27 protein-coding genes are annotated in these 25,730 nt (G+C 76.0%); 13 read left to right on the forward strand and 14 right to left on the reverse strand.

The features are described from left to right. The 3 genes from pgl to AB0K34_RS37360 form a co-directional block, all read left to right on the forward strand. Nucleotides 1–696: 6-phosphogluconolactonase (gene pgl, locus AB0K34_RS37350; protein WP_364553502.1), on the forward strand; the 696-nt coding region annotated here is incomplete at its 5' end. Between the two features lie 141 nt (nucleotides 697–837). After that, nucleotides 838–2,043, forward strand: a complete 1,206-nt coding sequence (locus AB0K34_RS37355; protein WP_364553504.1) for an Ig-like domain-containing protein — start codon at nucleotides 838–840, stop codon at nucleotides 2,041–2,043. 96 nt (nucleotides 2,044–2,139) lie between these two features. Beyond that, the gene (locus tag AB0K34_RS37360; protein WP_138641399.1) at nucleotides 2,140–2,472 is read left to right on the forward strand and encodes a cupin domain-containing protein; all 333 of its coding nucleotides are present in this window, start codon (nucleotides 2,140–2,142) and stop codon (nucleotides 2,470–2,472) included. A gap of 52 nt (nucleotides 2,473–2,524) precedes the next feature. On the opposite strand, the gene AB0K34_RS37365 is transcribed toward AB0K34_RS37360, so the two are convergent. Further along, entirely contained in the window at nucleotides 2,525–3,157 is a 633-nt protein-coding gene (locus AB0K34_RS37365) for a helix-turn-helix domain-containing protein (protein WP_138641398.1), read from the reverse strand. 1 nt (nucleotide 3,158) lies between these two features. Then, nucleotides 3,159–3,482, reverse strand: coding sequence for a ferredoxin (gene fdxA / locus AB0K34_RS37370; RefSeq protein ID WP_138641397.1), 324 nt, complete (start codon nucleotides 3,480–3,482; stop codon nucleotides 3,159–3,161). A gap of 188 nt (nucleotides 3,483–3,670) precedes the next feature. Between fdxA and AB0K34_RS37375 the strand changes: the two genes are divergently transcribed. From AB0K34_RS37375 to AB0K34_RS37385, 3 genes are read left to right on the forward strand one after another with little or no spacing between them, the layout of a single operon-like run. After that, on the forward strand, nucleotides 3,671–4,861 hold the full coding sequence (locus AB0K34_RS37375; RefSeq protein ID WP_364553505.1) for a histidine kinase: 1,191 nt from the start codon (nucleotides 3,671–3,673) through the stop codon (nucleotides 4,859–4,861). Between the two features lie 5 nt (nucleotides 4,862–4,866). After that, nucleotides 4,867–5,295 carry a pyridoxamine 5'-phosphate oxidase family protein gene (locus AB0K34_RS37380; protein WP_138639379.1) on the forward strand — a complete coding sequence of 143 codons (429 nt, stop codon included), beginning with the start codon at nucleotides 4,867–4,869 and terminating at the stop codon, nucleotides 5,293–5,295. Between the two features lie 20 nt (nucleotides 5,296–5,315). After that, complete coding sequence (locus AB0K34_RS37385; protein WP_138639378.1) at nucleotides 5,316–5,981, forward strand: response regulator transcription factor; 666 nt, start codon at nucleotides 5,316–5,318, stop codon at nucleotides 5,979–5,981. 19 nt (nucleotides 5,982–6,000) lie between these two features. Here AB0K34_RS37385 and AB0K34_RS37390 read toward each other — a convergent pair whose 3' ends face one another. After that, complete coding sequence (locus tag AB0K34_RS37390; RefSeq protein WP_364553506.1) at nucleotides 6,001–7,515, reverse strand: MDR family MFS transporter; 1,515 nt, start codon at nucleotides 7,513–7,515, stop codon at nucleotides 6,001–6,003. Between the two features lie 83 nt (nucleotides 7,516–7,598). On the opposite strand from AB0K34_RS37390, the gene AB0K34_RS37395 reads away from it, so the two are divergent. After that, entirely contained in the window at nucleotides 7,599–8,054 is a 456-nt protein-coding gene (locus AB0K34_RS37395; RefSeq protein WP_138639376.1) for a MarR family transcriptional regulator, read from the forward strand. A 36-nt stretch (nucleotides 8,055–8,090) separates the two neighbouring features. Here AB0K34_RS37395 and AB0K34_RS37400 read toward each other — a convergent pair whose 3' ends face one another. After that, entirely contained in the window at nucleotides 8,091–8,255 is a 165-nt protein-coding gene (locus AB0K34_RS37400; RefSeq protein ID WP_364553507.1) for a hypothetical protein, read from the reverse strand. A gap of 321 nt (nucleotides 8,256–8,576) precedes the next feature. Here AB0K34_RS37400 and AB0K34_RS37405 point away from each other — a divergent pair, with 321 nt between their 5' ends. From AB0K34_RS37405 to AB0K34_RS37425, 5 genes are all read left to right on the forward strand, one after another. Next, entirely contained in the window at nucleotides 8,577–9,713 is a 1,137-nt protein-coding gene (locus AB0K34_RS37405) for a sensor histidine kinase (RefSeq protein ID WP_301174960.1), read from the forward strand. Beyond that, entirely contained in the window at nucleotides 9,710–10,384 is a 675-nt protein-coding gene (locus tag AB0K34_RS37410; protein WP_364553508.1) for a response regulator transcription factor, read from the forward strand. Before AB0K34_RS37405 ends, AB0K34_RS37410 begins: the two co-directional genes overlap by 4 nt. A 90-nt stretch (nucleotides 10,385–10,474) precedes the next feature. Next, nucleotides 10,475–10,687 (forward strand): hypothetical protein, encoded by a 213-nt coding sequence (locus AB0K34_RS37415; RefSeq protein ID WP_138639373.1) that lies wholly within the window; start codon nucleotides 10,475–10,477, stop codon nucleotides 10,685–10,687. A 1-nt stretch (nucleotide 10,688) separates the two neighbouring features. Next, complete coding sequence (locus AB0K34_RS37420; RefSeq protein WP_364553509.1) at nucleotides 10,689–12,818, forward strand: MMPL family transporter; 2,130 nt, start codon at nucleotides 10,689–10,691, stop codon at nucleotides 12,816–12,818. After that, nucleotides 12,815–13,780 (forward strand): PEP-utilizing enzyme, encoded by a 966-nt coding sequence (locus AB0K34_RS37425; protein ID WP_138639371.1) that lies wholly within the window; start codon nucleotides 12,815–12,817, stop codon nucleotides 13,778–13,780. The genes AB0K34_RS37420 and AB0K34_RS37425 overlap by 4 nt, the downstream gene beginning before the upstream one ends. Here AB0K34_RS37425 and AB0K34_RS37430 read toward each other — a convergent pair. From AB0K34_RS37430 to AB0K34_RS37475, 10 genes are read right to left on the reverse strand one after another with little or no spacing between them, the layout of a single operon-like run. Next, entirely contained in the window at nucleotides 13,761–14,024 is a 264-nt protein-coding gene (locus tag AB0K34_RS37430; protein WP_138639370.1) for an acyl carrier protein, read from the reverse strand. The two genes, AB0K34_RS37425 and AB0K34_RS37430, sit on opposite strands and share 20 nt — an antisense overlap. Further along, on the reverse strand, nucleotides 13,999–15,513 hold the full coding sequence (locus AB0K34_RS37435) for a PEP-utilizing enzyme (protein WP_364553510.1): 1,515 nt from the start codon (nucleotides 15,511–15,513) through the stop codon (nucleotides 13,999–14,001). The genes AB0K34_RS37430 and AB0K34_RS37435 overlap by 26 nt, the downstream gene beginning before the upstream one ends. After that, on the reverse strand, nucleotides 15,510–16,469 hold the full coding sequence (locus AB0K34_RS37440) for an NAD-dependent epimerase/dehydratase family protein (RefSeq protein ID WP_364553511.1): 960 nt from the start codon (nucleotides 16,467–16,469) through the stop codon (nucleotides 15,510–15,512). Before AB0K34_RS37440 ends, AB0K34_RS37435 begins: the two co-directional genes overlap by 4 nt. Beyond that, nucleotides 16,466–17,584 (reverse strand): SDR family oxidoreductase, encoded by a 1,119-nt coding sequence (locus AB0K34_RS37445; RefSeq protein WP_364553513.1) that lies wholly within the window; start codon nucleotides 17,582–17,584, stop codon nucleotides 16,466–16,468. Before AB0K34_RS37445 ends, AB0K34_RS37440 begins: the two co-directional genes overlap by 4 nt. Continuing rightward, the gene (locus AB0K34_RS37450; RefSeq protein WP_364553514.1) at nucleotides 17,581–18,759 is read right to left on the reverse strand and encodes an acyl-CoA dehydrogenase family protein; all 1,179 of its coding nucleotides are present in this window, start codon (nucleotides 18,757–18,759) and stop codon (nucleotides 17,581–17,583) included. The genes AB0K34_RS37445 and AB0K34_RS37450 overlap by 4 nt, the downstream gene beginning before the upstream one ends. Next, nucleotides 18,756–20,426, reverse strand: coding sequence for an AMP-binding protein (locus AB0K34_RS37455; RefSeq protein ID WP_364553515.1), 1,671 nt, complete (start codon nucleotides 20,424–20,426; stop codon nucleotides 18,756–18,758). Before AB0K34_RS37455 ends, AB0K34_RS37450 begins: the two co-directional genes overlap by 4 nt. Continuing rightward, nucleotides 20,423–20,980, reverse strand: coding sequence for a hypothetical protein (locus AB0K34_RS37460; RefSeq protein ID WP_364553516.1), 558 nt, complete (start codon nucleotides 20,978–20,980; stop codon nucleotides 20,423–20,425). Before AB0K34_RS37460 ends, AB0K34_RS37455 begins: the two co-directional genes overlap by 4 nt. Beyond that, nucleotides 20,980–22,995 carry a lycopene cyclase family protein gene (locus AB0K34_RS37465; protein ID WP_364553518.1) on the reverse strand — a complete coding sequence of 672 codons (2,016 nt, stop codon included), beginning with the start codon at nucleotides 22,993–22,995 and terminating at the stop codon, nucleotides 20,980–20,982. Before AB0K34_RS37465 ends, AB0K34_RS37460 begins: the two co-directional genes overlap by 1 nt. Before the next feature lie 26 nt (nucleotides 22,996–23,021). Beyond that, the gene (locus AB0K34_RS37470) at nucleotides 23,022–23,741 is read right to left on the reverse strand and encodes a hypothetical protein (RefSeq protein WP_364553520.1); all 720 of its coding nucleotides are present in this window, start codon (nucleotides 23,739–23,741) and stop codon (nucleotides 23,022–23,024) included. 22 nt (nucleotides 23,742–23,763) lie between these two features. Further along, a complete protein-coding gene (locus tag AB0K34_RS37475) occupies nucleotides 23,764–25,257 on the reverse strand; it encodes a PKD domain-containing protein (RefSeq protein WP_171069209.1) in 1,494 nt (497 codons plus the stop codon). A 287-nt stretch (nucleotides 25,258–25,544) separates the two neighbouring features. Here AB0K34_RS37475 and AB0K34_RS37480 point away from each other — a divergent pair. Then, nucleotides 25,545–25,730: hypothetical protein (locus tag AB0K34_RS37480; RefSeq protein ID WP_364553521.1), on the forward strand; the 186-nt coding region annotated here is incomplete at its 3' end.

A 25,730-nucleotide genomic window follows, 5' to 3' on the forward strand; every position in this document is an offset into this window, starting at 1 on the left:
GGGTCGTCGTCCTCGGCGGGTACGGAGCCGTGGGACGGGAGGTCGTCGCGGGCCTGCGCGGCCACGTCCCGGAGATCGTCGTCGCGGGCCGCGGTGCTGGCGGCGGTCGCCGCGTCCGGCGCGCGCGACGCGGTCGACTGGTCCCGCGTGGACGTGTGGTGGGGCGACGAGCGGTTCCGCCCCGCCGGCGACCCCGAGCGCAACGAGACCGGGGCGCGGGCGGCGCTGCTCGACCACGTCCCGGTCGACCCGGCGCGGGTGCACGTGATGGCCGGCCCGGACGGCGCGGACGGCGACGACCCGGACGCGGCGGCGGAGCGGTACGCGGCCGAGCTGCGCGCCGCCGCCGGGCCGGGCCCGGTCCCGGAGTTCGACGTGCTGATGCTCGGCGTGGGCCCGGACGCGCACGTCGCGTCGCTGTTCCCCGGCATGCCGGGGCTGCGCGACGAGCGTCCGGTGGTCGCGGTGCGGGACTCCCCCAAACCGCCGCCGACCCGGATCTCGCTGACGTTCCCGTCGCTGCGCGCCGCGCGCGAGGTGTGGGTGCTGGCGGCGGGCGCGTCGAAGGCGGAGGCCGTCCGGCTCGCCCTGGCGGCGGGCACGGACGTCGCCCGCGCCCCGGCCGTCGGCGCGCGCGGGCGTGACCGGACCCTGTTCCTGCTGGACAGTGCCGCCGCGGCCGAGTTGCCCGGCTGAGAGAACACCGAAGAGTGTCCGTGGTGTCGCATGGGTCGCGCTGAACCGTGCATAACCTGAGCACGTGCATACCTTGTGCGGGCCTTGAACGCGGGATGACCCGCGCGACGGGCACGGCAGGCGAGCGTGAGGAGTTCTCAGGTGCGCAAGGGTCGGTCCGGGACGGCGATCGCGGCGGTCGCCGGGGCGGTGCTCGTCGCCGTCGCCGGCTGCTCGTCCGGCGGCGGCGGTGGCAAGGGCGGAGACGGCGGCGGCAAGGACGCGGACGCGGTGAAGCTGGCGATCACGCCGGCCACCGGGACGCGGCAGGCGGCGCCCGACCTGCCCGTCACCGTCACCGCAGACAACGGCAGGCTCACCAACGTCACCCTCACCTACGGCCAGAAGAACGCCAAGGCCGAGGGAAGGCTCGCAGCGGACGGCAAGTCGTGGAAGTCGTCGTGGACGCTGCGGCCGTCCACGACGTACACGGTCACCGCGACGGGCACCGGTGAGGGCGGCAAGCCGGTCACCGCGACGTCGACGTTCACGACGCTGACGCCGCAGAAGAAGCTGACGTCGGGCATGTCGCCGCTGGACGGCGAGACCGTCGGCGTCGGCATGCCCGTGCAGCTGCTGCTGTCCCGGCCGGTGAGCACCAAGGCGGGGAAGGTCGCGGTCGAGAAGGCCCTCGAGGTCCGGATGTCCAAGCCGGTCGAGGGCGCCTGGTACTGGGTCAGCGACAAGGAGGTCGACTTCCGGCCCCGCGACTACTGGCCGTCCGGGCAGAAGGTGAAGGTCATCGCGCACCTGGCGGGGCTCAAGGTCGGCGACGGCGTCTACGGGAAGAAGGACCGCAGCGCCAGCTTCACGGTGGGCGCGCGGCACATCACCACGATCGACGCCAAGAAGCACCGGGCGACGGTGACCGACGGCGGCCGGACCGTCCGGACGATGAAGGTCAGCCTCGGCAAGCCGGGCCACGACAGCTACAGCGGGACGATGATCGCGCAGGAGAAGGCCGCCGACATCGTCATGGACTCCGCGACCACCGGCGACCCCGGCGAGTACCGCATCCCGACGAAGTGGAACGTCCGCCTCACCTACAGCGGGACGTTCGTCCACTCGGCGCCCTGGTCGACCGACGCGCAGGGCAACGACAACGTCAGCCACGGGTGCGTGAACGCCGCCCCGTCCGACGCCAAATGGTTCTACGACTTCACGAACCGGGGCGACATCGTGAAGGTGACGGGCACGTCCCGGCAGCTGCAGTTCGGCAACGGCCCGACGCCGTGGGCGAAGGACTGGGACGGCTGGCTGGCGGGCAGCGCGACCGGCAAGCCGGTGACGGGCCTCCCGCTCACCTGACCCCGCGTGCCCTGCGTCTCGTGTGCGCGATATGCACTGCATCTCGTGTGCCCGGTGTCTCGTGTGCGCGCGCGATCACGGGGCAGACTTGGGGCCATGCAGAAGCTCTCGTTGGACGCACAGGTACGTGACCATCTGAAGCGGGCCGCGGCCGGCTCGACCGGGCGCAGCGCGGACACCGTCTACGGCGGACATGAGCACGTCCTGCGCCAGACGCTGGTGGCCCTGACGGCGGGCACCACCCTGTCGGAGCACGAGAACCCCGGCGAGGCGACCATCCACGTGCTGCACGGGCGGGTCCGGCTGCTGGCCGGGGAGAACTCGTGGGACGGGATGTCCGGCGACCTGCTGATCGTCCCGGACGCGCGGCACAGCCTGGAGGCGCTGGAGGACGCGGCCGTCCTGCTCACCGTCGCCAAGGTGGGCTGAGCACCACCCCCCGACCTCCTCCGGGGACCCCGCCTGGGGTCCCCGGAGGAGGTCATTCGCGGCGCAGGTGCGCGAGGCAGGCGCCGGGTTCGGCGAAGGGCTCCAGCCGGTCGGCCTCGACCGGCGCGTCCAGCTCCTTCAGCGCGCCCTGCATGAGCCCGAGGTGGACGTCGCAGACCAGTGGCCCGTACTCCTCGGCGAGCTCCAGGAACGGGCAGTGCCGCAGCCGGATGAGGTCGCCGCCCGGGCGGGGGGCGAAGTCCAGGTCGTCCAGCAGGGCGGTGAGCCGGTCGGTCGCCTCCGCGGCGCTCAGCCGCTGGAACGGCGGCGGCCGGTCGACGAGGTAGCGGCCCCACTCGCGGCCCGCCCGCGCGGCGCTCTCGCGGGCGGTGGGCCCCTCGGCGGCGAGCCGGCTGAGCAGGATCTGGGCGAGCAGGCGGTAGCCGCGGGCGCCGCCGCGGTCCATGCCGGGGCGGGGGGCGTAGACGGTGCGGGGCCGGCCGGGGCCGGAGGGCTGCTCGGCGGTGCGCTCGACGGTCCCCTCGGCGGTCAGGGCGTCCAGGTGGAAGCGCGCGGTGTTGGCGTGGACGCCGAGCCGCTCGGCGACCTCGGCGACGCCGAGCGCGGCGCCGGCGTCGCGCAGGATGTCCAGGACCTCCTGGCGGCGGGAGCGTTCGGCGGTCATCTCAGCCCTCCTCCGCCGGCGGCAGCGCGGCGATCAGCGGGTGGTCGCGGTCCAGGGCGCCGAGCTTGGTCGCGCCGCCGGGCGAGCCGAGGTCGTCGAAGAACTCGGCGTTGGCCCGCGTGTAGTCCGTCCAGCGGTCCGGGAGGTCGTCCTCGTAGTAGATGGCCTCGACCGGGCACACCGGCTCGCACGCGCCGCAGTCGACGCATTCGTCCGGGTGGATGTAGAGGGCCCGCGCCCCCTCGTAGATGCAGTCGACCGGGCACTCGTCGACGCACGCCCGGTCCTTGACGTCGACGCACGGTTCGGCGATCACATAGGTCACGGCGCGCTCCTCGTCTCCACATCGCCCCCGGCATCTATTTGTGACAATCCTACATGTAAATAATAAGCGAACAGGCGGCCGGGCCGCGCGGTCCCGCCGACCGCCGACCGCCGACCGCCGACCAAAGTCGATGGCCCGTCGACCTGCGGCCACTGGGCGGGGCGGGCGGCGCGGCTACCGTGGGGCGGGTGAACCTGTTCCGGCGGTCGTGGCGCGCGTGGGCGGGCGACGCGGGCCTGGCCGCCGCCGCGGCCGTGCTGGGCGTCCTGCTGCTCCTCGGCACGAAGGAGGACCCGCCTCCCGACGTGGAGATCTCGGTGCCCCGCGACCTCGCGGTCGGCTCGCTCTCCCTGCTCTTCCTGCTGCTGTTCCGGCGCCGGTACCCGGTGGGCGTCGCGGTGACGATGATCTTCGCCCAGTGGACGGCGACCTCGGCGCTCGGCGCGGCCGCGATCGCGGTGTACTCACTGGCGATGCTGCGCCCGTGGCAGCGGGCCCTGCCGGTCGCCGCCGCGAACATGGCGGTCATCACCGCGCTGTTCTGGATCACCTCCACCTGGCAGCAGTTCCGCCAGGGCACCGTCATGTTCGCCCTGCTGTACGCGGTGCTGATCACGGCCGGGATGCTGGTCAGGTCCCGGCGGCAGCTCATCGCGTCGATCGAGGAGCGGGCCCGCGCCGCCGAGACCGAGCAGCGGCTGCGGGTCGAGGAGGCCCGGCTGCTGGAGCGGGAGCGGATCGCCCGGGAGATGCACGACGTCCTCGCGCACCGCATCTCGCTGCTCGCCGTGCACGCGGGGGCCCTGGAGTACCGCCCGGACGCGCCCGCCGACCAGCGCGAGGCCGCCGGGGTCATCCGCCGGAGCGCCTACGAGGCGATGGAGGACCTGCGGGAGGTGATCGGCGTGCTGCGCGACGACGCGGCCGGCGCCGAGCCCGACCGCCCGCAGCCGACGCTCGCCGACGTGGCGGGGCTCGTCCGGGAGTCGCGGCGGGCCGGCGCCCGCGTCGTGCTGGAGGACGGCGTCCTCGACCCGGGCTCCGTCCCCGACCGGGTGGGGCGGCACGCCTACCGGATCGTCCAGGAGGGGCTGACCAACGCGCGCAAGCACGCGCCGGGCGCGGACGTCCGGGTCGTCCTCGAAGCGGGCGGCGATCTGGACATCGAGATCGTCAACGGGCTGCCGCCGGGGCCGCCCGCGGCCGCGCTGCCGGGCGCGCTGCCGGGCGCGGGGGCGGGGCTCGTCGGCCTCGGCGAGCGGGTGGCGCTGCTCGGCGGGACGCTGGAGCACGGCCGCACCGGCGACGGGCGGTTCCGGCTGCGCGCCCGGCTGCCGCTCACCGGCGCGCATGCCGGCGAGGCCGGGGGGGAAGGGTGAGGTGCATGGCAGCCAACTCCTCTGACCGGCCCGTGCTGGAAGAACTCGACCGCGCCGAGTGCCTGCGGCTCATCGAGGGCGGCACCATCGGCCGGGTCGCGTTCGACGACGGCGAGGGCCCCACCGTGATCCCGGTGAACTACGCCGTGGACGGCGACGCCGTGATCTTCCGGACGTCGTCGTCCGGCCGGATGAACCGCAGCCTGCTGACCTCGGTGGTGGGCGGCGAGGTCCGGGCGGCGTTCCAGGTCGACCGGTTCGACGAGACCGACCACGTCGGGTGGAGCGTGCTGCTGCGCGGCGGCACCCACCACCTGACCGAGCAGGAGCGGGCGGAGGTGGCCCAGGTGCGGCCGTGGCCGGGCGGCGACCGCGACGAGTGGTTCCGGCTGGCGGCGCACGAGGTCAGCGGCCGCCGCCTGCGCCGGCCCTGACCGGCCCGTAGGGTGATCGGATGGACTCCCCTCCCGTCCGGGTGCTGATCGTCGACGACGACGCGCTCGTCCGCGCCGGCCTGTCGATGATGCTGGCGAACGCCGCCGGCGTCGAGGTGGTCGGGGACGTCGCCGACGGCGCCGAGGTCGTCTCCGCCGTCAACGAGCACCGGCCCGACGTCGTCCTGATGGACGTCCGGATGCCGCGGGTGGACGGGCTCGCCGCGACCGCGCTGCTGCGCTCGCGGCGCGAGCCGCCCGAGATCATCATCCTGACGACGTTCGACACCGACGACCACATCCTGCGGGCGATGCGGGCGGGCGCCAGCGGCTTCCTGCTGAAGCACACCCCGCCGCCGGAGATCGTCCGGGCGATCCGGCAGGTCGCGGCGGGCGAGCCGATGATGTCGCCGGCGGTGCTGCGCAGGATGATGTCGTACGTGGCCGAGCGCGGCGGCGACCCGCGCCGGGACCGCGCCCGCGAGCTGCTGGCCCGGCTCACCGACGGCGAGCGGGCGGTGGCGGCGCTCGTCGGGCGGGGCCGGACCAACGGCGAGATCGGCGGTGAGCTGTCGCTCAGCGTCGCCACCGTGAAGGCGTACGTGTCGCGGCTGCTGACCAAGCTCGACCTGAACAACCGGGTGCAGATCGCGCTGCTCGTCCACGACGCCGACCTCGACGACTAGCGGCCGGGACGCGGCCCGGCTATCGGCCGGGGCCGCGCGGCGCCAGCGGGACGTGCCGCAGCAGCAGCGCCGCCGCCAGCCCCACCGCGACGACGGGCAGCGCGGTGACGAACAGGGTGGAGAACGCGTCCGCGAACGCGGCGGCGACGCCGTCCCGCACGGGCTCGGGGAGGGTGGCCAGCACCTCGGGCCGCACGGCGTCGGCGAACGCGGGGACCCGCCCGTCCGGGACGCGCCGGACGACCCCCTCGGCGAACCGGTTCGCCACGATCGCGCCGAAGACGGCCATCCCGGCGGCGGTGCCGAGCATCCGGGTCGCGAACACCCCGGAGCTGGCCGCGCCGAGGTCGCGGGGCGGTGCCGCGTTCTGCGCGATCAGCATCACGACCTGCTGCGACAGCCCGGCCCCGAAGCCGAGGACGGCCATGTAGCACCCGGCGGCGACCAGTCCGGTCCCGGCGTCCATCGTGGCCAGCAGCGCGATGCCCGCCCCGCTGACCGCCATGCTCGCCGCCGGGAGGCGGTGGTAGCGGCCGGTCCGGTGGATGTGGCGGCCGGCGCCCATGGAGGCGGCCAGCAGCGCGGCCATCATCGGCAGGAGCAGCAGCCCCGATCGGGTGGCGTCCACTCCCCCGACGACCTGGAAGAACATCGGCAGGTAGGTGGCGAGCCCGAAGCCGGTGGCGCCGCCGACGGCGGCGACGGCGCAGGCGACGCTGAACGACCGGTCGCGGAACAGCCGCGGCGGGATGATCGGCTCGGCAGCCCGCCGCTCGGCGAGCACCCACGCGCCGAACAGCGCGGCGGAGCCCGCCGCCAGCCCGAGGACGGCGGGCGAGCCCCACGCGTACCGCGTCCCGGCCCAGCTGGTGAACAGGGTGAAGCAGGTGACGGCCGCGCCGAGCAGCACGATCCCGGGGTAGTCGACGCGCGGCCTGCCCGCGGGCCGGGGCAGCCGCAGGAACAGCACGGTGGTGGCCGTGGCGGCGATGCCGAGGGGCAGGTTGACGTAGAACACCCACCGCCACGAGGCGTGGTCGGTGAGGAACCCGCCGAGCAGCGGCCCCGCGATGCTCGACACCGCGAAGATCACCGCCGAGTAGCCCTGGTACTTGGCGCGCTCGCGCGGCTCGAACAGGTCGCCGGTGAGCGCGAACATCGAGCTCATCAGGCAGCCGGCGGCGGCGCCCTGCACCACCCGGAACACGATCAGCCAGGTCATGCTCGGCGCCGCCCCGCAGGCCGCCGATCCGGCCAGGAAGCCGAGGAGCCCGGTGAGCAGGATCGTCCGGCGCCCGAACAGGTCGCCGAGGCGCCCCGACAGCGGGACGGTGACGCTGGTGGCCAGCACGTACGCCGTGGACACCCAGGCGATCCGGTCGAGCCCGCCGAGGTCCCCGACGATCGCCGGCAGCGCGGTGCCGAGCACCGTCGCGTCCAGCGAGGACATCAGCCCGGCGAGCAGCAGCCCGCCGAACACCGCCAGCCGGTGCCGGCGGGGCATCGGCACCGCCGGCGCGGTCGTCGCAACCATGTGCACCTCTCATTTCTATGCTTTGAGCAATTGAATGCTAAGAGCACATGGTTGAGCTGCGCAAGCCAACTAGACTGGCGGGCATGGGCGAGGAGGCACTCGACTCGGTCGAGCGGAGCATGGTCAGGCTGCGCCGGGGGATGTCGCGGCAGCGGCTCGGCAAGGCCGCGGTCCGCGAGCACAACCTCCCCGTGGACGTGCAGGTCCTGCACGTCGTGGACGTGATCGACGAGGGCCCCGACGACCCCGGCCAGGAGATGAGCGTCGGCCTGGTCGCCGCCCGCCTCGGCGTGGACGCCTCGCGCGGCAGCCGCATCGTCGCCGAGGCCGTGAAGTCCGGCTACGTGCGGCGCGTCGCGTCCCAGGAGGACGGCCGCCGCATCCACCTGGAACTCACCGCCGCCGGCCGGCGCGTCGTCGAGGCCACCCGGCAGACCCGCCAGGAGCACTTCGCCAAGGCCATGGGCGACTGGACGGACGCCGAGCGCGCCGAGTTCGCCCGCCTCCTGGCCCGGTTCGTCCACGGCTACGACGGCTGACGCGCCCCGCAGAAGCCCAGTGGCCGGGGCCCGCGTTCAGCCCCCGGCGCCCGAGCCCGGCCGGACGACCATCAGCACGACGACGACCGCCCACAGCACGTTGAACACGCCGGTGAACGCGGTGAGCCGGGCCGCCGCCGCGTTCCGTCCGGCCGTGTCCGCGGGCAGATCGAGCAGCCGCCGCTGGCCGGACAGGATCACCAGCGCGAGGACGCCCGCGGCGACCGCCGTGAGGGCGACCGACGCGAGCCTTCGCCGCGCTCGCCCTGGTCGCCGCCGCCGGTGTCGCCTCGGACTGGCCGCTGATGCTGCTGTCCGGCGCCTTCGCGGCGGCCTCGCACGCCGCTGTCGCGGCCTCGTCCCGCGCCTGCCGCGAATGCGCCCGCCTGCTCCCGTCCGGCTAGCTCATCCCCCGGTCGCATACCGGCGGACGGCGGCTACACCCCAGGTTGCGGGTCCGGCCGGGTGTCTTGGGCCGCGGGTCGGACGGGGCCGGGCCGGGGGCCCGGTTAGGGTGCTCGCATGGGTGGTCGGCGCAGTCCTCGTCCGCCGCGCGGCCGGCTCCGCGACGCCGCCCTCGCCGGCGGCGTGCTGGCGGTGGTGTCGGTCAGCAGCCTGAACTCGGTGATCGGCGACGCCTGGCGGGAGCCGTGGGCGCGCACGGCGGCCGGCTGGGCGCTGATCCTGCTGACCTGCGGGGCGCTGTACTTCGCCCGCCGGTTCCCGGTGACCGTCGCCGCCTTCGTCCTCGTCGCGACCGGCGTGTACTACGTCACCAGCGTCCACGACGGCGGCCTGATGATCGCGGTGATCGTGGCGCTGTACCTGGTCGCGGCGCAGGGCCGGATCGAGGCGGCCGTGGTGCTGGCCGCGCTCACCGTGATCACCACCGGCACCGGGACGCTGCTCGGCAACGAGGACGTCAACGGCGTCGCCGTGTTCATGCTGACCGGATGGGTGGTGGCGATGGTCGCGCTGGGCTGGGTGCGGCACAGCCGCGTCGCGTTCCTGCGGGAGGCCGAGCGGCAGGCCGCGAACGAGGAGCGGCTGCGCATCGCCCGCGAGGTGCACGACGTCGTCGGGCACCACCTGTCGCTCATCAACGTCCAGGCCGGGACGTCGCTGCACCGCTTCCACCGCGACCCCGCGCAGGGCGAGGCCGCCCTCGCCGCCATCAAGCAGTCGAGCCGGGAGGCCCTGCGCGACCTGCGCGCCACGCTCGGCGTCCTGCGGCAGGCCGACGAGGAGGCGCCGACCGCGCCCGCGCCCGGCCTGGACCGCATCGGCGACCTGGTCGAGTCCGCGCGGACCGCGGGGCTCACCGTGCGCAGCAGCGTCTCCGGCACGGCCGACCCGCCCACGGAGGTCGGGCTCGCCGCCTACCGGATCGTCCAGGAGTCCCTCACCAACGCCTCGCGGCACGCCCCCGGCGCGGAGGTCGCCGTCAGCGTCGAGCGCGGGCCGGGCGAGCTGCGCGTCGAGGTCGCCGACGACGGCCCCGGCCGGGCGGCGCCCGGCGGTGCGCCGGGCAGCGGGGTGGACGGCATGCGGGAGCGGGCCCGCGCCCTCGGCGGCGAGCTGACCGCCGGCCCCGGGCCGGGCGGCGGCTTCGTCGTGCGGGCCCGGCTGCCCTATGGGAACGGAGCGTCCACCCGATGATCGAAGTGCTGCTCGCCGACGACCAGGGCCTGGTGCGGGCCGGGTTCCGCTCCATCCTCGACGACGAGGACGACATCACGGTGACCGGCGAGGCCGCCGACGGCGAGCAGGCCGTCGCCGCCTGCCGCGCGCTGCGCCCCGACGTGGCGCTGCTGGACGTGCGGATGCCCCGGATGGACGGCCTGGAGGCCGCCCGGAAGATCACCGCCGATCCGCGGCTCGACGGCGTCCACGTCGTCATCCTCACCACGTTCGACCTGGACGAGTACGTGTACGGCGCGCTGCGCGCGGGCGCCACCGGCTTCCTGCTGAAGGACACCGAGCCCGCCGAGATGATCCACGCGGTGCGGGTCGCGGCGCGCGGCGACGCGCTGATCACCCCGTCGGTGACCCGGCGGCTGATCGGCGAGTTCGCCGGGCGGGTCGACGCGCCCGAGCCCGGCCCCCGGCTGCGCTCCCTCACCGACCGGGAGCGCGAGGTCATGCTGCTCGTCGCCGCCGGGCAGAGCAACGACGAGATCGCCGCGCGGCTCGTCCTCAGCACCGCCACCGTCAAGTCGCACGTCAGCCGCATCATGGCGAAGGCCGGGGCGCGCGACCGCGCGCAGCTGGTCGTCATGGCCTACGAGTCGGGCATGGTCAACCCCCGCTGGATGCGACCCGGGACGTAGCCGCGCCGCCGGGCCCGCAACTTCCGGGGTGCCCCGGGTGCGCCCTCCCGGCCGATGCCGGGCGGGGTACCGGTTCCCGACCCTGGAGGCATGAGCATTCCGGGCGCCTTCATCGGGCTGGTCTGCGGCGGGGCCGCGGGCTTCCTGCTGACCGAGACCGTGGGCGCGTTCTTCACCTTCGTCCTGGACCGCACGCTCGACGTGGACGGCACGCCCGTCCTGCTGGCCGCCTTCGTCGTCGTGCCGATCCTGTCCGCCATCGCCGGCGCCGTCGTCGGCGCCCGCCGCATGAACCGAGGTTGACGTGTCCGTCCCCCTTCCCACCGGCCGCTTCGGCCGGCTGGCCGCGTGGTCGCAGCGGCACCGCTGGGCCGCCCTCCTGCTGTGGGTGGCCGTGGTCGCGGCGATCACCGCGGGCTCGCAGACCGCCGGCAGCGCCTACCACAACGACTTCTCCCTGCCCGGCACCGATTCGCAGGCCGCCGCCGACCTGATGGCCGAGCACGGCTCCCAGCAGGCCGGCGCGACCGTCCAGATCGTCGCGCAGAACGGCGGCGGGCTGGCCGCCGACCGCCCCGAGATCGGGCGGATGCTCGACCAGGTCCGGGGCCTGCCCTCCGTGGTCGGCGTCGGGGACCTGACGCTGTCGAAGACCGGCACCATCGGCTACGCCACCGTCACCCTCGACGCGTCCGCGCAGGACGTCCCCAAGGACCACGTCACGAAGATCATCGAAACGGCGCAGGCCGCGTCCGGGGACGGGCTGCGCGTCGAGCTCGGCGGCGACCCCGTGCGCGGCGCCGAGGAGGGCGGGGGCGGCGGCGCCGAGGGCGCCGGGATGCTGGCCGCCCTGGTGATCCTGGTGCTGCTGTTCGGCTCCCTCGTGGCCGCCGCGCTCCCCCTGGTCACCGCCCTGTTCGCGGTGGGCGGCGCGGTCGGGCTGATCGCGCTGGCCTCGCACGCGTTCACCGTCGCCGACTTCACCCCGCCGATCATGATGCTGATCGGCCTCGGCGTCGGCGTCGACTACGCGCTGCTGATCTTCTACCGGTACCGGCAGGAGCTGCGCGGCGGCGCCGACCCGGCCACCGCGACCCGCCGGGCCCTGGACGCCGCCGGCCGCACCGTGTTCTTCGCCGGCTGCACCGTGATCATCGCGCTGCTCGGGCTCATCGCGCTCGGGCTCGGCTCCCTGCAGGGCGTGGCGCTCGCCGTGGCGCTGACCGTGCTGGTCACCATGGCGGCGTCGCTGACGCTGCTGCCCGCGCTGCTCGGCGTCTTCGGCGGCCGCATCGAGCGGCACGTCCGCAAGCGGGCCGCGAAGGCCCGGCCCGGCACGGACCGCTGGCACCGGCTCGCCGCGGCCGTCCAGCGCCGGCCCGTCCCGGCGCTGCTGATCGCCGTGCTGGCCCTGGTCGCGCTGTCGGCCCCGGCCCTCGGCATGCGCCTCGGTTTCGCCGACTCGGGCAACGACGCCCCGTCCACCACGAGCCGCCAGGCGTACGACCTGCTGGCCGAGGGCTTCGGGCCCGGCTTCAACGGCCCGCTCATCGTGGTCGCCAAGGGCGACGCGGGGCCGCTGCGCACGGCGCTGACCCAGACCGAGGGCATCGCCGCCGCGACCCCGCCGATCCCGTCCCGCGACGGCGCGGTGTCCGCCGTCATCGCCTACCCGACCACCGCGCCGCAGGACGCGGCGACCACCGAACTCGTCCACGACCTGCGCGACGACGTGCTCCCGGGCCTGTCGGCCAAGACCGGCGCCGAGTACCTGGTCGGCGGCCCGACCGCCGCGGCCAAGGACTTCTCGGACGCCGTCTCCGCGCGGATGCCGCTGTTCGTCGCGATCGTCGTCGGCATGTCGGCGCTGCTGCTGATGGTGGTGTTCCGCTCGGTCCTGATCCCGATCAAGGCGGCGCTGCTGAACCTGCTGTCCATCTCCGCCGCGCTCGGCGCGATCACCCTGGTGTTCCAGGACGGCCGGTTCGGCGCGCAGAGCGGCCCCATCGAGGCGTTCATCCCCGTGATGATCTTCGCGATCGTGTTCGGCCTCTCCATGGACTACGAGGTCTTCCTGGTCTCCCGGATCCACGAGGAGTGGGAGCGCACCCGGGACCCGTCGCGCGCCGTCCGGGAGGGCCTCGCCGCCACCGGCGGGGTCATCACGGCCGCCGCCGCCATCATGATCGTCGTGTTCGCGGCGTTCATCCTGAGCCCGGACCGCATGCTCCAGCAGTTCGGCCTCGGCCTCGCGGTCGCCGTCCTGCTGGACGCGGTGATCATCCGCTGCCTGATCGTCCCGGCGGTCATGCAGCTCCTCGGCCGGCACGCCTGGTGGCTCCCGGCTCCGCTGGCCAGGCGCCTCCCCAAGGTCGCCCTGGAGCGGCCGGAGCAGGACCTCGGGCGGCGCGAGGGCGTATCGTCCGCCTCGTGAAGCCGATCATGCTCTGCGACGTGGACCCCGAGGACGCGCGGGCGCCGGTGGGCGGCAAGGCGCGCGGGCTCGCCGTGCTGCGGCGCCACGGGTTCCGCGTCCCCGCGACCTGGGTGCTCCCCGCCGGACCGGCCGCGGCCGGTCCGGCGGACCTGAGCGGGCTCGCCGGGCCGGGCCTGTGGGCCGTGCGCAGCTCCGCGTCCGTCGAGGACGACCCGGTCCACTCCTTCGCCGGGCTGTTCCGCACCGAGCTGGGCGTCGGCTTCGGCGGCCTCCCGGCGGCCGTCGCCCGGGTCGCGCGGTCGGGCGGCGGCGAGCGCGTCCGGGCCTACCAGGCGCGGGCGGGCCTCGCCGTCCGGGACGTCGAGGTCGCGGTCGTGCTCCAGCGGTACGAGCCGCCGCGGGAGTCCGGGGTGTGGATCGGGCGGGACCTGGAGTCCGGCCGGCTGGAGTGGGCGTCCGGCGCCGCCGAGGAGTGCTCCGCCGGGAGCGGCGCCGGCCCGGCGGGGCGGGCCTGCCTCGGCGTGCAGCGCGCGCTGGACACCGTGGCCGACCTGGAGTTCGCCGTGCTGGACTCGGGCCTGGCGTGGGTGCAGTACCGGCCGGTCACCCGGCCGGTGCCGGCTCCGGCCGCCGGCGGCGGGCCGCTCACCGGCGTCCCCGCGGCGCCGGGCGTGGCGGAGGGGACGGTGGTGTGCGCGTCCGGTCCGGGCGATCCGTCGTGGCGGCCCGGGTCGGTGCTGGTGATCGCCGGCACCGACCCGGAGTGGGTGCCGCTCATGGCGGAGGCGGCCGCCGTGGTCACCACCGCCGGCGGGAGCCTGTGCCATGCCGCCATCGTCGCCCGCGAGCTCGGGGTGCCGTGCGTCACCGGCGTCGCGGACGCCCTCGACCGGCTGCGCACCGGGATGCGCGTCGAGGTCGACGGCGCCCGCGGCGCGGTCAGGGTGACGGGCCGGTGAGCAGGACGAGCAGGTCGTACAGGTCGCCGACGGTCTCCACGCCGGCGATGGCGGGCGCGTCGATCAGCGCCGCCCCGTAGGTCTGCTCCAGGACGAGGAGCAGCTCCATGGCGTCGAGGGAGTCGATCCCGAGGCCCCGCGCGATGTCGTCCTCCATGCGGATGCTGCGCCGGATCCGCTTGGCGGCCTCGTAGGCGTCCTCCAGGACGGTGAGGAACTCATCCGGTGAAGGCCGGTTCGGCATGGACCTCTCCCGTCGTGCCGTCGATGGTGACCAGGTCGCCGGGGTGCAGCGCGGCGGCGCCGGGGTGGCCGACCACGGCCGGGATCCGGTGCTCCCTGGCCAGGATGGCGATGTGGGACATCGCGCTGCCGCGCCCGGTGACGACTCCGGCGACCAGCCCGAGCAGCGGGGCGACGTCGGCGTCCGCCGACTCGCACACCAGGACGGCGGGGCGGTCGTCCGGGATCTCGTCGGCGGGCGGGCGCACCACCACGCCCGTCACGCGGCCGGGCGACACCCCGGTGCCCGCCACCGGGGCCGCGGCCCGGCCCCGTCGCCCGCCGGCGCCGTCGCCGTCGCCGGAGAAGTCGAGGCGCTCGGGCATGGGAGCGTTCACGGCCGCGGCGCAGGCCGCCGCCCGTTCGGCCGCGCGGCCGGCGAGACCGGGCGCGCGGTGCAGGCGGCGGAGCTCCTCGATCGTGAGGTAGGGCCAGTCCGCGTCGTCGAGCGGCCAGTGCCGGGCCAGCTCCGGCAGGACCCTGCGGTGGACGTGCAGCACCCGCATGACCAGCGACTTCGACTGCTCCCTTGAGGCCATCGTCTCCGCCATGACCCGCGCGAGGGCACCGGCCAGGCGGCGTCGGCGCGGCCCCAGCATGCCGAGCGCGGCCTCGGCCGGGTCGACGACCGGATCGGCGTCCGGACGGCCCGCTGAAGGCTCGGCCCGGTGCCGGGCGCTGAAGCAGGACCACGGTTCCCGGTCCTCGGCCACCTCGTAGAAGGACGTGCCGAGGAATTCGCCCGACGCGAGGTCGCCGGTGAAGGCGTGCAGCCGGTCCCACACCAGTTCCTCGGGACGGTTCAGCCACGGCGTGACGGCCTCCGCGTGCGGGACGATCAGCCTGTTCACCCGCCGCTGCACGACGCCCAGCGGCACGAGCCCGGTGGTGGCGACGATGTGGGCGTCCCATGCGTCGTCCAGAACAGGTGCCGCGCGCGTCAAGACCTCGACCAGGGCCGCCTCGCCGCCCAGCGACACGGCGGTGCGGGCGAGCAACTCCAGGTCGGCGACCTCCTCTTCCAGCCGCTGCAGCGCGGGGCCGAGCCTGGTCAGCTCCCTGATCAGGCGGGGCAGCGCGGCCGCCTGGCGGAGCGCGCCCTCCCGCGCCCGGCCGAGGCGCGGCGGGCGGGTGCCCTCGAAGTAGGCGGCGGTGACGTCCTCGGGGGTGACCAGGGGCAGCCGGCTCGCCAGCCGCGTGTAGGCGGACAGGTTGTGGTACGGCTTGCACGCGAAGTAGCCGAGGAACACGTAGTGGCCGCCCTGCGCCCAGGGGCGCTCGCCGAAGCAGCGCGCGGCGAGGCGCCGGGTGGCGCGCTCCATGGGCGTGCCGACCAGCGACCAGGACACCGGCGAGATCCGGTCCGGCGCGACCTCGCCGAAGTTCCCGGCGCTGTAGACGGGGAACGCCGGGTGCGGGTCGGTGTCGATCGGCGGGTAGTGAGCGGTCACGCGAAGACCTCCCGGCCCGTCGCCTCCAGGTATCCGGCCGGGCAGCGCGGCGGGCCGCCGGGGACGGCGTCCAGGACGGCCGGGTCCAGGTCGAACCACGGCTCGCAGTAGCCGAGCAGCGCCGGCGGCACCCCGGCGCGGGACGCGAGCGCGCGCTGCAGGCGGCCCATGGCGGTGCTGTCGACGATGCGCGGGACGCGCCCGAGGGGGCGGCACACCGCCCGCAGCACGTCCGCCAGCGTCGGGCCGTCCGGGTCGAACCAGGTCCAGGTCGCTCCCGTGGCGGGCGCCTCGACCGCGCGGGCGACGACCTCCGCCGCGCCCGCCACATCGCCCGGATAACACGGGAACTCCCCTCCCCCGCGCAGGTGGACGGGGTACCCCTGGAGCAGCGGGCGCACGGCGGCGAGCAGCCCGTGCCGCGCCGACAGGGCGCCCGGCGACGCGGGGACGCCCAGCAGCGGGCCGAACCGCACGCTCGTGGACGGCACGTCGCGCGCCGCCCGCACGAGGCCCTCGGCGGCGTACTTCCCGTACTCGTACCAGTTGCGGAAGGTCTGGCCGACGTACAGCTCGCGGTTCCCCACCCGGCCGGAGGCCCGTCCGAGCGCGAGGAGGGACGAGACGTGGACGAGGCCGGTGAACCGCTCGCAGCCGCGCGCCAGCGCGAGGACGTTGCGGACGCCGGCGGCGTGCAGGTCCAGGGCCTCGGCCGGTCCGGCGTCCCAGTCGACGCTGCCGAAGGCGGTGACGATGTGGGTCACCTCGGCCCGGACCTCGTCGAGCGCGTCGCCCGGCAGCGCGAGGGACGGCCGGGTCGCGTCGCCGCGCAGGGCGCGCCGCGCGGGCCCGCCGCCGGAGCGGCTGAGACCGATCACCTCGTGCCCGGCCCGCTCCAGCCGGGCGCACACCGCGCCGCCCAGGTAGCCGGAGGCGCCGACGACCAGGATCTTCATCCGGGGAACCTCGCCATCGAGCCGCCCGCGACGGGGGTGTCGAGGCCGCGGCGCGGCGCGCCGAACAGCAGCCCCGCGAGCAGGCCGAGGTCGGCGGCGGGCAGGTCCCCGCCGAGCAGCGCCGCCAGCCGGGGGCGGGCGAAGACGCGGTCCAGGCCGACGTAGCGCAGCCCGATCAGCGCGTTGCGCGCCGCCGGCGCCAGCGGCAGGAAGCGGTGCGCGTTCTGGCTGGTCCAGACGAGCTGCCGGGCCGTCACGGAGACGACGCGCGGGGGGCGGCGGAACCGCTCGGGGTCGGCGGTGAACGCCGCGTCGAGCAGGCCCCGCACGCTGGGGGCCGCTTCGCCGAGGCCGAGGTGGCAGATCAGCGGCCCCGCGTCCGGCGCGCCGGCGAGGCGGCGGACCGCGCGCAGCAGCGCACGCGCGGCCACGTCCCTGGGCAGCGCGTCCACCCGGGCGGCGGGCATGGCGGGCAGGACGCCGCCGGGCAGGTCGTCCCACCGGTCCGCGAGCATGTAGAGGGAGTTGCGGCGCAGCGTCCGCCCCGTCGCGGAGCTGCCGACCAGCGCGCACAGGCGGACGACCAGCAGCGGCGCGTCGTCGGCGGCGAGTTCCGCGAGCCGCCGCTCCGCGAGCCACTTGGCCTGCTCGTAGACGGTCCGGTCGGCGCGCCGCCGGTAGGGCACTTCGGCGATCTCCCCGACGGCACCGCCCGCCGCGTACGCGGACCCGGCGTACAGGTAGGGGACGCGGCGGCCGGACAGCGCGGCGAGCTCGCGCGCCAGCAGGTAGCCGTGCTCGGCGCCGAGCACGTGGGTGGTGTGGAGGTCGGCGGCGCGGCCCGCCCAGTCGGTCTCGCCGGCCAGGTTGACGACGGCGTCGGCCTCGGCGGCGAGCCGCCGCACCGCCGCGTCGTCCAGGCCCCAGCGGGGCGACCGGACGTCGCCGTGCACGGGCTCGCCCACCACCGCCGGGTCGGGCGCCTGGAGCCGTCCCGCCCGGCGGCCCCGCGCCGGGACGCGCAGGAGCGGGACCACGGTGCAGCCCGCCTCCGCCGCCGTCTCCAGCAGCCCGGCGCCGAGCTGGCCGGTGGCGCCCGCCACCAGCAGCCTCACGCGCCGTCCCCGACGGTGGCGTCGTAGGCGGCGAAGTCGGGCACGAGCCCGGCCGCCACCATCTCCCACATCATCTCGTCGGTCCCGCCGCCGACCCGGCCGATCCTGACGTCGCGCCACATCCGCGCCATGGGGGTCTCGTCCTCCAGGTATCCCATCCCGCCGAACAGGTGCATGCACTCGGTGACCGTCCGCTCGGCGAGCCGGACGGCGGTGACCTTCAGCGCGGCCGCCTCCCGCGCCCCGGCGCCGCCCGGCTGGAACGCGGTCGCCGCCGCGCCGTGCACGCCGGACCGCAGCACGACCAGCTCGGCCTGGAGCTGCGCCAGCCGCAGCCGGAGCGCCTGGTGCTCGATCAGCGGGCGGCCGAACTGGCGGCGCCGGTGCAGGTGGGCGCAGGCCAACCCGATCGCCAGCTCGCAGACGCCGACGGCGTGCGCCGCGACGGCCATCCGCTCGTGGCTCAGCGCCCAGGTCGCCACGGTCAGGCCGAGCCCGGGGCGGCCCAGCACCGCCTCGTCGGGCACCCACGCGTCGATCGCCGTCCACGTGGTCTCCAGCGACGCGGCGCCCAGCTTGGCCAGCCGCCTGACCTCGCGCAGGCCCTCGGCGGGGACCCGGACCAGGCTGAGCGCGGCGAGCCCCGAGCCGCCCGTCCGGCACAGGACGAGCGCGAAGTCGGCGGCGCGGCCGAGCGACAGGTACTTCTTCTCGCCGCGCACGCGCCAGCCCGCGCCGTCCCGGACGGCCGTGGTGCCGATGCCGTTGATGTCGGAGCCGCCGGCGGGCTCTGAGGCGCCGAAGCATCCGACGAGGTCGCCGGCGAGGACGCCCTCCAGCGTGCCGGCGAGCAGGTCGGACCGGCCGTAGCGGGCGAGGGCCGCGGCCACGGTCTCCACGACGACGCCCACGCCGATGCCGACCCCGCCCGCCCGCGCCAGTTCCTCCGCGAGGATCGCGGCGCGGCCGGGATCGCCGCCCGGCAGCGGCGTCCAGCGCTCCCGGATGAGCCCGGCGCGGCCCAGCGCGGACAGCGCCGCGCGGGGGAACTCGCCGGCCTCCTCCGCCGCCGGGGTCAGCGGCATGATCTCGTCCCGGACGGCGGCGCGCACGCGGTCCCGGAAGGCGTCCACGTGCGGGCCGGTGAGGCCGGCCGCGTAGAGCGGCCCGGTCACCGCCCGGCCCCCGCGGGCTCGGACGAGGACAGCAGCGGGCCGTCGATCTCCCCCGCGAGCAGCTTCCGCCACATCGAGCGGCGGCGCGGCTTGCCGCTGGAGGTCAGCTCGATCGCGGCGGCCCTCACCCGCACGACCCGCACGGACACGTCCGGGCCCACGAGCGGGGCGAGGCACGCGGCGACGCCCTCCGCGGACGGCGCGGCGGTGAGCACGCACACCACGGGATCGTCGTCCAGGTACCCGGCGAGGACCGCGGTCCGCCGCCGGGCCAGCAGGCCCTCCTCGGCGAGGGCCGCCTCCAGCTCCTCCACGTACACGTTGCGGCCCCGCACCTGGAGGCTGTCGCCGATGCGGCCCACGACGTAGAGCTCCCCGCCGGTCATGAAGCCCGCGTCGCCGGTGCGCAGCACGCCGTCCTCGAACCGGGTGGCGGGGTCCTCCTGCGCGCTGGTGTGGCCCAGCGCCACCGACGGGCCGGACACGGTGATCTCGCCGAGGCTGCCGTCCGGGACGGGGCGGCCGGCGTCGTCGACGATCCGCACGGTGAGCCCGTCGAGGGGCGTCCCGCAGCCGACGTGCCAGACGCCGGGGCCGGCGGGCGCGCGCCGGGAGACCTCCGCCGAGCCGAGCAGCGGCAGCGGCTCCCCCATCCGGAGGGGTCCGGGGGCGACCGCGACGGCCGGCGCGACGCGGCCCAGCGGCGCGCAGGTGACGCCGAGCGTCGCCTCGGCCAGCCCGTAGGCGGGGCGCAGCGCCGACGGCCGCAGGCCGCAGGGGGCCAGCAGGTCCAGGAACGCGGCGGCGGTGTCGAGGCGCACCCGCTCGGCGCCGGTGACGACCGCCTCGACCCCGGACAGGTCGAGCCCGGCGAGCCGCTCGGGCCGGACGCGCCGCACGACGTACTCCAGGCCGAAGTTCGGCATCAGCATCACCATGCCGGGCCGGGCGTGGTGCTCGCGGAGCCAGCGCAGCGGGTTCTGGACGAACTGCTCGGGCCGCATCAGCGCGACCGGCTCGCCCCGCACGACCGGGGTGAGCAGCCCGAAGACCAGCCCGAGGTCGTGGTGCAGCGGCAGCCAGGGCACGCCGGTTCCGGCGGACCGGCCGGCCCAGCGCCGCCCGATCATCGCGATGTTGGCCTCCAGGTTGCCCCGGCTCACGCGGACGCCGCGGACCTTGCCGCGCGATCCGGAGGTGAACTGCAGCAGGGCCGTCCCGGCGGGCGGCCATGATCCGGGCGGGGCGTCGGCCGCGGTCGAGGGCGCCAGGACGGCGCGTCCCGGCTCGGCGGCGGCGGTCGCGGTCCCGGCCAGGTCCGGGTCCGCGAGCACCAGGGCCGCGCCGGACTCGGCGATCACGTGGGCGGCGTGCTCGCGCCACCGGCGGGCGCCGCCGAGGGCTGCGGGCGGCGCGAGCGGCGCGGGGGTGCCGCCCGCGACGAGGGTCCCGAAGAACGCGGCGGCGAACCCGGGCCCGGTCCGGCGCAGGATCACCACGGCCTGCCCCGTGGTGAGGCCGCAGTCGCGCAGGTCGCGGGCGGTGGCGCGGACGTGCCCGGCCAGTGCCGCGTAGGAGACGGTCTCCCACGTCCCGTCCTCGGCGAGGAAACGCAGGCCGGTCGACTCCGACGGCGCGTCGAGCCAGTCCAGGAGCCCGGCGGTCACGGCAGGTCCAGGGTGAGCCGCAGGTCGCGGTGCAGTTCCATCCAGACCTCGTGGTACGAATCGCAAAGGACGCCCGTGAGCGCCCTGGCGTCCCCGGCCTCGAAGCGGTCGCGGGCGGCGGTGAGGCGGCTCGCGTACCCGGCGTAGCGGCCTCGGGCGGCGGCCATGTCCGCCGCCACCGCGAGCAGCTCCCGGTGCAGGTCAGCCAATTCCGTTCGGACGTCCGCCTCGGTGGCCTCCTTTCCCTGCCAGCGGGTGCACAGCTCCTTGACCCGGAGGTCGAGCGGGACGAACCGGTCGTGGCAGGCGCGCAGCGCCCCGGCGGCGTCCGGGGCGAGGTCGGCGCGCACCTCCGCGGCGTGCCGCGACCGGCCCGGATCGGTGACCCGCCACAGCTCGCGGGCGGTGACGAAGACCGCGGCGCCCGCGGCGGCGAGGTCCCGCACCGCGGGCAGGACGGCGGACTCCGGCCTCCCGGTCATCAGGCTCAGATGCGCCGTCCCGGCCATGCCCTTCACGCACAGCGCGTGCAGCACCTCGAACGCGTCCGTCATCAGCGCGCCCCGGCCGAGGCGGGGACGTCCAGGGCGGGCGCGGCCATCGCCTCGGCAAAGCTCCGCAGGATGCGCGCGGGCATCTCCTCCGACACCTCGGCCGCGGCCTTCCGCGCGAGTTCCAGTTCCTCACGGCAGGCGGCGACCGCGACGGCGAGGGCCTCGTCGCGCAGCCGCGGGTCGGCGGCGACCTGGCCGGCGGTGAGGCCGGGCGCGCCGAGCAGGTCGGGCAGGGCCGAGACGCGGCCGTCGAGCAGCGCCCCCAGCGAGGTGTCCAGGCGGGTGCGCAGGCCGCGGACGGCCAGGACGTCCTCGGCGTGGACGAAGACCCGGCCGCAGTGCCGCCCGAACTCGCGGAGCGGGGCGACGGTCGCGGAGGGGGCGTCCGCCAGCAGCGCGCCGGCCCGCAGCGGGTACTCGAACATCGCCGCGAACACGTCGGTGGCCGAGGTGCCCGGGGCCCCGTCCAGGTACCGGGCCCGCAGCACCGTCAGCTCCGCGAGCCAGTCGGAGAACGACCACGACAGCTCGGGCGCGTGCTCGGCGACCAGCGTGCACGCCTGGGCGAGGAGGAAGTCCCCGGCGAGGACGGTGGTGGCCGACGCCCAGTCGACGCCGCGCCCGCCGGGCGGCGCGGGCGCCGCCGGGCCGAGGAAGGCCAGCCCGCCGAGCGAGGCCAGCTCGATCGCCGAACCGGTCGGGGCGTGCCCGATGTCGGGGAACCCGCCGGTGCTCATGAGCCCGGCGCACAGCAGCGCCGCCGGCCGCAGGCGGCGGTGGGTGGGGCCGGCCCCGGTGATGAGCATCCGCGCGATGAACGGCCACTCGCCCCGGACCGCCGCGACCGACACCTCGTCGCAGCCCGCGAGGAACGGCCGCAGCACCAGCGACTCGCGCGGGCCCGGGTCGAGGGGCTCGGCGGCGGTCACGCCCGCGATGCCCTCGGGCAGCAGCACGGCGCGGCGGCCCTTGCCGAAGAACGGATGGTCGCTCTCGGCGGTCGCGGCGAGCACCCGCCAGGCGAGGTGATACCGGCGGGCCGCGTGCCGGGCCGTCTCGAAGTAGCCGACGAACACGCGAGTGAGCGCCGCGCGGTAGGCGCCCGCGGCCTTCCCGGGGTCGCCGGGGTGCCGGGCGATGGACTCGGCGGCGAGCAGGCCGCTCTGCACCGCGTAGCTGAGCCCCTCGCCGGTGAACGGGTTGACGAGGCCGGCGGCGTCGCCGACCGCCAGCCGGCCGTCCTCGGCCGCGCGCTCGGGGGCGAAGCCGCTGTCGACCGGGCCCCACGACAGCGGGCCGTCCGGGCGGATCCCGGCGAACCGGGGGTCGGCCTCGGCGAGCCCGGCGAGCGCCCCGGCCATCAGGGACCCGGCGTCCGGGCCGCCGCCGGTGACGCCGATGGTGAACCCGCCGCCGGAGCCGGGCAGCACCCAGACGCAGGACGGCTGGGCCTTGGGGTCGTTGCCCGCTGGCGTGACGAGCTGGAGCACGATCCGCCCGCCGGGCGCGGCGCCGGTGAAGCGCTGCGCGCACTGCAGCCGCGCCCCTTCTCCGCCGGACGCGTCGTTCGGCGCCGGGCCGGTGGCGAGGACGGCGTGGCGAGCGGTGATCACCGTCCCGTCGGCGAGGACCGCGCGGTGCCCGTCGGCGGTGCGGCGCAGGTCCGCCACCCGTCCGGCCAGCGGCACGGCGCCCGCCTCGGTCGCAGCGCGGCGTAGCGACGCCAGCAGCCGGTCGCGGTCGCACACGGCCATCCCGGCGTCGTCGATCACGCGCCGGGTGCGGGCGCCGAACCACAGGTCGAGCTCCCCGGCCGGGCGCGGGAACGCCTCGTCCCAGCCGCCGAGCGCCGTCAGCGCGTGGCGGGCCGGGCCGCTGACGAGCACGTCGTGGACCGTTCCCCCGGACGGGGCGTCCACCAGCAGCGTCCGCAGGCCCCGGCGGGCGAGGGCGGCGGCGGCAGCGGCTCCGGCGGGGCCGCCGCCGGCGACCAGCACATCGACCGGCTCGGTCACAGGCATCTCCAGTGTGTCGGCGACCGTCATCGGTCGGTGAACAGGACGTGGACGGACGCGCCCAAGGCCGGCGGCCCGGCGACGGCGTACAGCAGCCAGGGCGCCAGGGTCTGCGTGTCGACGACGGTGACGAGCGCCGCCAGCACGAACGGCGCGGTGAGCGCCGCGCCGGCCTTGTGGCCGGCGAACAGCAGCAGCACCGGCGCCGCCGCCAGGGCCACGCCCGCCAAGCCCGCCACCAGGCGCGCGGTCGCCTGCCGGTGCGCCTCCTCCTCGCTGAACGAACTCATGAAGGGCACGGCGTCAGACACGGCGGCCAGCAGGATGCTCCCCGCGACGGCGACCACGGCGAACACCAGCACCGCGAGAAGGGTGACCGGCGTCCTCGGCACCAGGACCGTGCGCAGCGCCATCGCCACGCCCACCGGCACCGTGATCAGGCAGGGCAGGAAGGCGGCGGTGTCCCGGGCGACGCCCGGCGCGAGCAGCAGCGCGGGGACGAGCGCGGTGGCCAGCACGGCGAGGGCGGGGCCGCGCTCTCCGGCGAGGAGGAACAGCAGGGCGCCGGCGGCGGTCCCGGCGGCGGCCAGGTAGACGACCACCCGGTCGTGCTGGAGCGGCCGCTCCGCGACGCGGGCGGGCTGGCCGGACCAGTCGTAGGCGCCCTTGAGCACCAGCAGTCCCGCGACGGCCACCAGCACGCAGGCGGGCACCGTCAGCGCCGCCGTCCTGGCCTGCACGTCCACGCCCGGCCTCCGCGACCGCAGGTCATTCGCCGATCGTGACGGGCGCGGCCGCGTCGAACCCGAGCTGGCCGTCGTCGCCGGTAACCGCGAGGCTGGCGACGTAGGTGCCCGGCGCTGTGTAGGTGTGGGTGACCTTCGCGCCCGTGGCGAACGTCCCGTCGGCGAACTCCCACAGGTAGCGCTTCACCTCGCCGCCGGCCGAGCCGGACGACCCGGAGGCGTCCAGGACGACCGTGCGGGGGCCGGTCCGCGTCACGGTCGCCTTCGCCACCGGCGGGCTCTTGGGCTTGGCCAGCTCGGTCGTCGTCACGCGGACCTTCGCCGGGCGATCACCACCGGTCAGCTCGACCTTCCAGCCGCCCGCCGCGGCGCCGGGCACGTACACGCTGTCGTAGACCGCCCGCTTGGTGCTGTTGCGGCGGTGCCGGGCGCGGGGCGCCTGCGCGCCGTCCGGCGCCAGCACCCGCACCTTGACGTCCCCCTCCGCCCAGGTCGCGCCGAACCCGGCGCCGAGCCCGCCGCCCCGCAGCGTCACCGGGACCTGGACCTTCTGCCCCGGCTGTACGGTGACGTCGGACGCCTGCCGGGTCACGCCCGCGTCGCCCGCCACCCGCGGCGCGGCGGTCGGCCGCAGGAACGCCTCCTTGATGATGCAGGCGGTGTTGGCGTAGCCGGCCCGGGTCGGGTGGAACGAGTCGTTGATGCTTCTGGGGACGATCCCGTTGAGGAAGCGCTCCTGGCCCTTGGGCGGGCAGATCTCGTGGCCGTCCGTCGAGTGGTAGAGGTCGACGGGCACGGCCCCGGCGACGGTGGCCGAGGTGACGAGGTAGTTGTCGAGGCGCTGCACCCACTGGTTCATCCACAGCTGGTCGGTGAGCCGGATCATCTGGCAGCGCTTCACCGGGAGCGGGACGGTCGAGGTGCCGTCGGACCCGCCCTCGTCGGGGAAGAACTTCGGGTAGGTCGGCACGAAGATCTTCGCCTGGGGGGAGCGCTCCCGGACCTGCTTGAAGACCGCCTGCAGCAGGTTGGCGTTCTGCGCGGTGCCCTCGTCGAGCTTGGCGAACGCCGCCTGGAGCCCAGGGTCCTGGGACGCCTCGCAGGTCCTGATCGCCGAGACCTTGATGCACGCCTGGACGGTGTCGGCGAATCCCATGTCGTTGCCGGAGACCCCGAGCGTCACGTGCGAGACGTCGTCGCCGAGCGTGGCGAGCTGGGACGCCTCCCCCGACTTGCCGTTGCGGACGTCGGCGATGGTCGCGCCGCTGCACGCGACGAACGAGAGGTTGCCGCCGAGCACGCCGTCCTTCGCGAGCAGCGGGGCGTACGCCCACGGCGACCGGCTGCAGTCGCCGCTCGCGGAGAGGTAGTCGCCGGCGCCGACGCCGGCCTGGTAGGAGTCGCCCATCGCCACCCAGCGGCCGGGCGCCGCGGCGGGCGCCGCCGGCGCCACCGCCGACGATGCCGCGAAGGCGACGACGCAGGTTCCCGCGATGAAAAGGCCGCGCTGCCGCATGCACATCCCCCAGCCAGGAGAAGAGCCCTCGCATCGGATGTGTGCGAACGCCCCGGACGCAATCGCCATGATCGGAACATTTGACGATCTTGGTGTCAACGGCCGGGCGCGCGCTTGACATTTACTGCCGACCCCCCGGACTTTCCTTGGCGAATTTCGCCAAGCCGACCCCCATTCGGGGCGCATACGGCCGATTTCGGCCAACATTCCCATGTTTAGCGATCTCCGGGTTAGCGTGCGCCTGATGATCGACTCGGGCGCCCGCCCGGCTACGGAACGGTGGTCAGATGGACTCCGCCGCACACACCGCACCGCCTGATCGCGACAGGCCGCCCGCCCCCGTCACCCGCCGCCGGTTCCTCGGCCGGACGGCGATCGCCGGCTCGGTCGCGGTCGCCGCCGGGTCGACCCTGGCCGGGTCCGGCTCCGTCCCGTCCGGGCACGCGGCCGCCGCGAGCACGCCGGGCGCCGGC

It is taken from the genome of Actinomadura sp. NPDC049382 (assembly GCF_040677125.1).
GTDB lineage: Bacteria > Actinomycetota > Actinomycetes > Streptosporangiales > Streptosporangiaceae > Spirillospora > Spirillospora geliboluensis.

Excerpts from the sequence above, each read along its gene's own strand:
- AB0K34_RS37360 (WP_138641399.1), top strand. The coding sequence starts at position 2,140 with ATGCAGAAGCTCTCGTTGGACGCACAGGTACGTGACCATCTGAAGCGG.
- AB0K34_RS37365 (WP_138641398.1), bottom strand. The coding sequence starts at position 3,157 with ATGACCGCCGAACGCTCCCGCCGCCAGGAGGTCCTGGACATCCTGCGC.
- AB0K34_RS37380 (WP_138639379.1), top strand. The coding sequence starts at position 4,867 with ATGGCAGCCAACTCCTCTGACCGGCCCGTGCTGGAAGAACTCGACCGC.
- AB0K34_RS37385 (WP_138639378.1), top strand. The coding sequence starts at position 5,316 with ATGGACTCCCCTCCCGTCCGGGTGCTGATCGTCGACGACGACGCGCTC.
- AB0K34_RS37390 (WP_364553506.1), bottom strand. The coding sequence starts at position 7,515 with ATGGTTGCGACGACCGCGCCGGCGGTGCCGATGCCCCGCCGGCACCGG.
- AB0K34_RS37395 (WP_138639376.1), top strand. The coding sequence starts at position 7,599 with ATGGGCGAGGAGGCACTCGACTCGGTCGAGCGGAGCATGGTCAGGCTG.
- AB0K34_RS37405 (WP_301174960.1), top strand. The coding sequence starts at position 8,577 with ATGGGTGGTCGGCGCAGTCCTCGTCCGCCGCGCGGCCGGCTCCGCGAC.
- AB0K34_RS37410 (WP_364553508.1), top strand. The coding sequence starts at position 9,710 with ATGATCGAAGTGCTGCTCGCCGACGACCAGGGCCTGGTGCGGGCCGGG.
- AB0K34_RS37415 (WP_138639373.1), top strand. The coding sequence starts at position 10,475 with ATGAGCATTCCGGGCGCCTTCATCGGGCTGGTCTGCGGCGGGGCCGCG.
- AB0K34_RS37430 (WP_138639370.1), bottom strand. The coding sequence starts at position 14,024 with ATGCCGAACCGGCCTTCACCGGATGAGTTCCTCACCGTCCTGGAGGAC.
- AB0K34_RS37440 (WP_364553511.1), bottom strand. The coding sequence starts at position 16,469 with ATGAAGATCCTGGTCGTCGGCGCCTCCGGCTACCTGGGCGGCGCGGTG.
- AB0K34_RS37460 (WP_364553516.1), bottom strand. The coding sequence starts at position 20,980 with ATGACGGACGCGTTCGAGGTGCTGCACGCGCTGTGCGTGAAGGGCATG.
- AB0K34_RS37475 (WP_171069209.1), bottom strand. The coding sequence starts at position 25,257 with ATGCGGCAGCGCGGCCTTTTCATCGCGGGAACCTGCGTCGTCGCCTTC.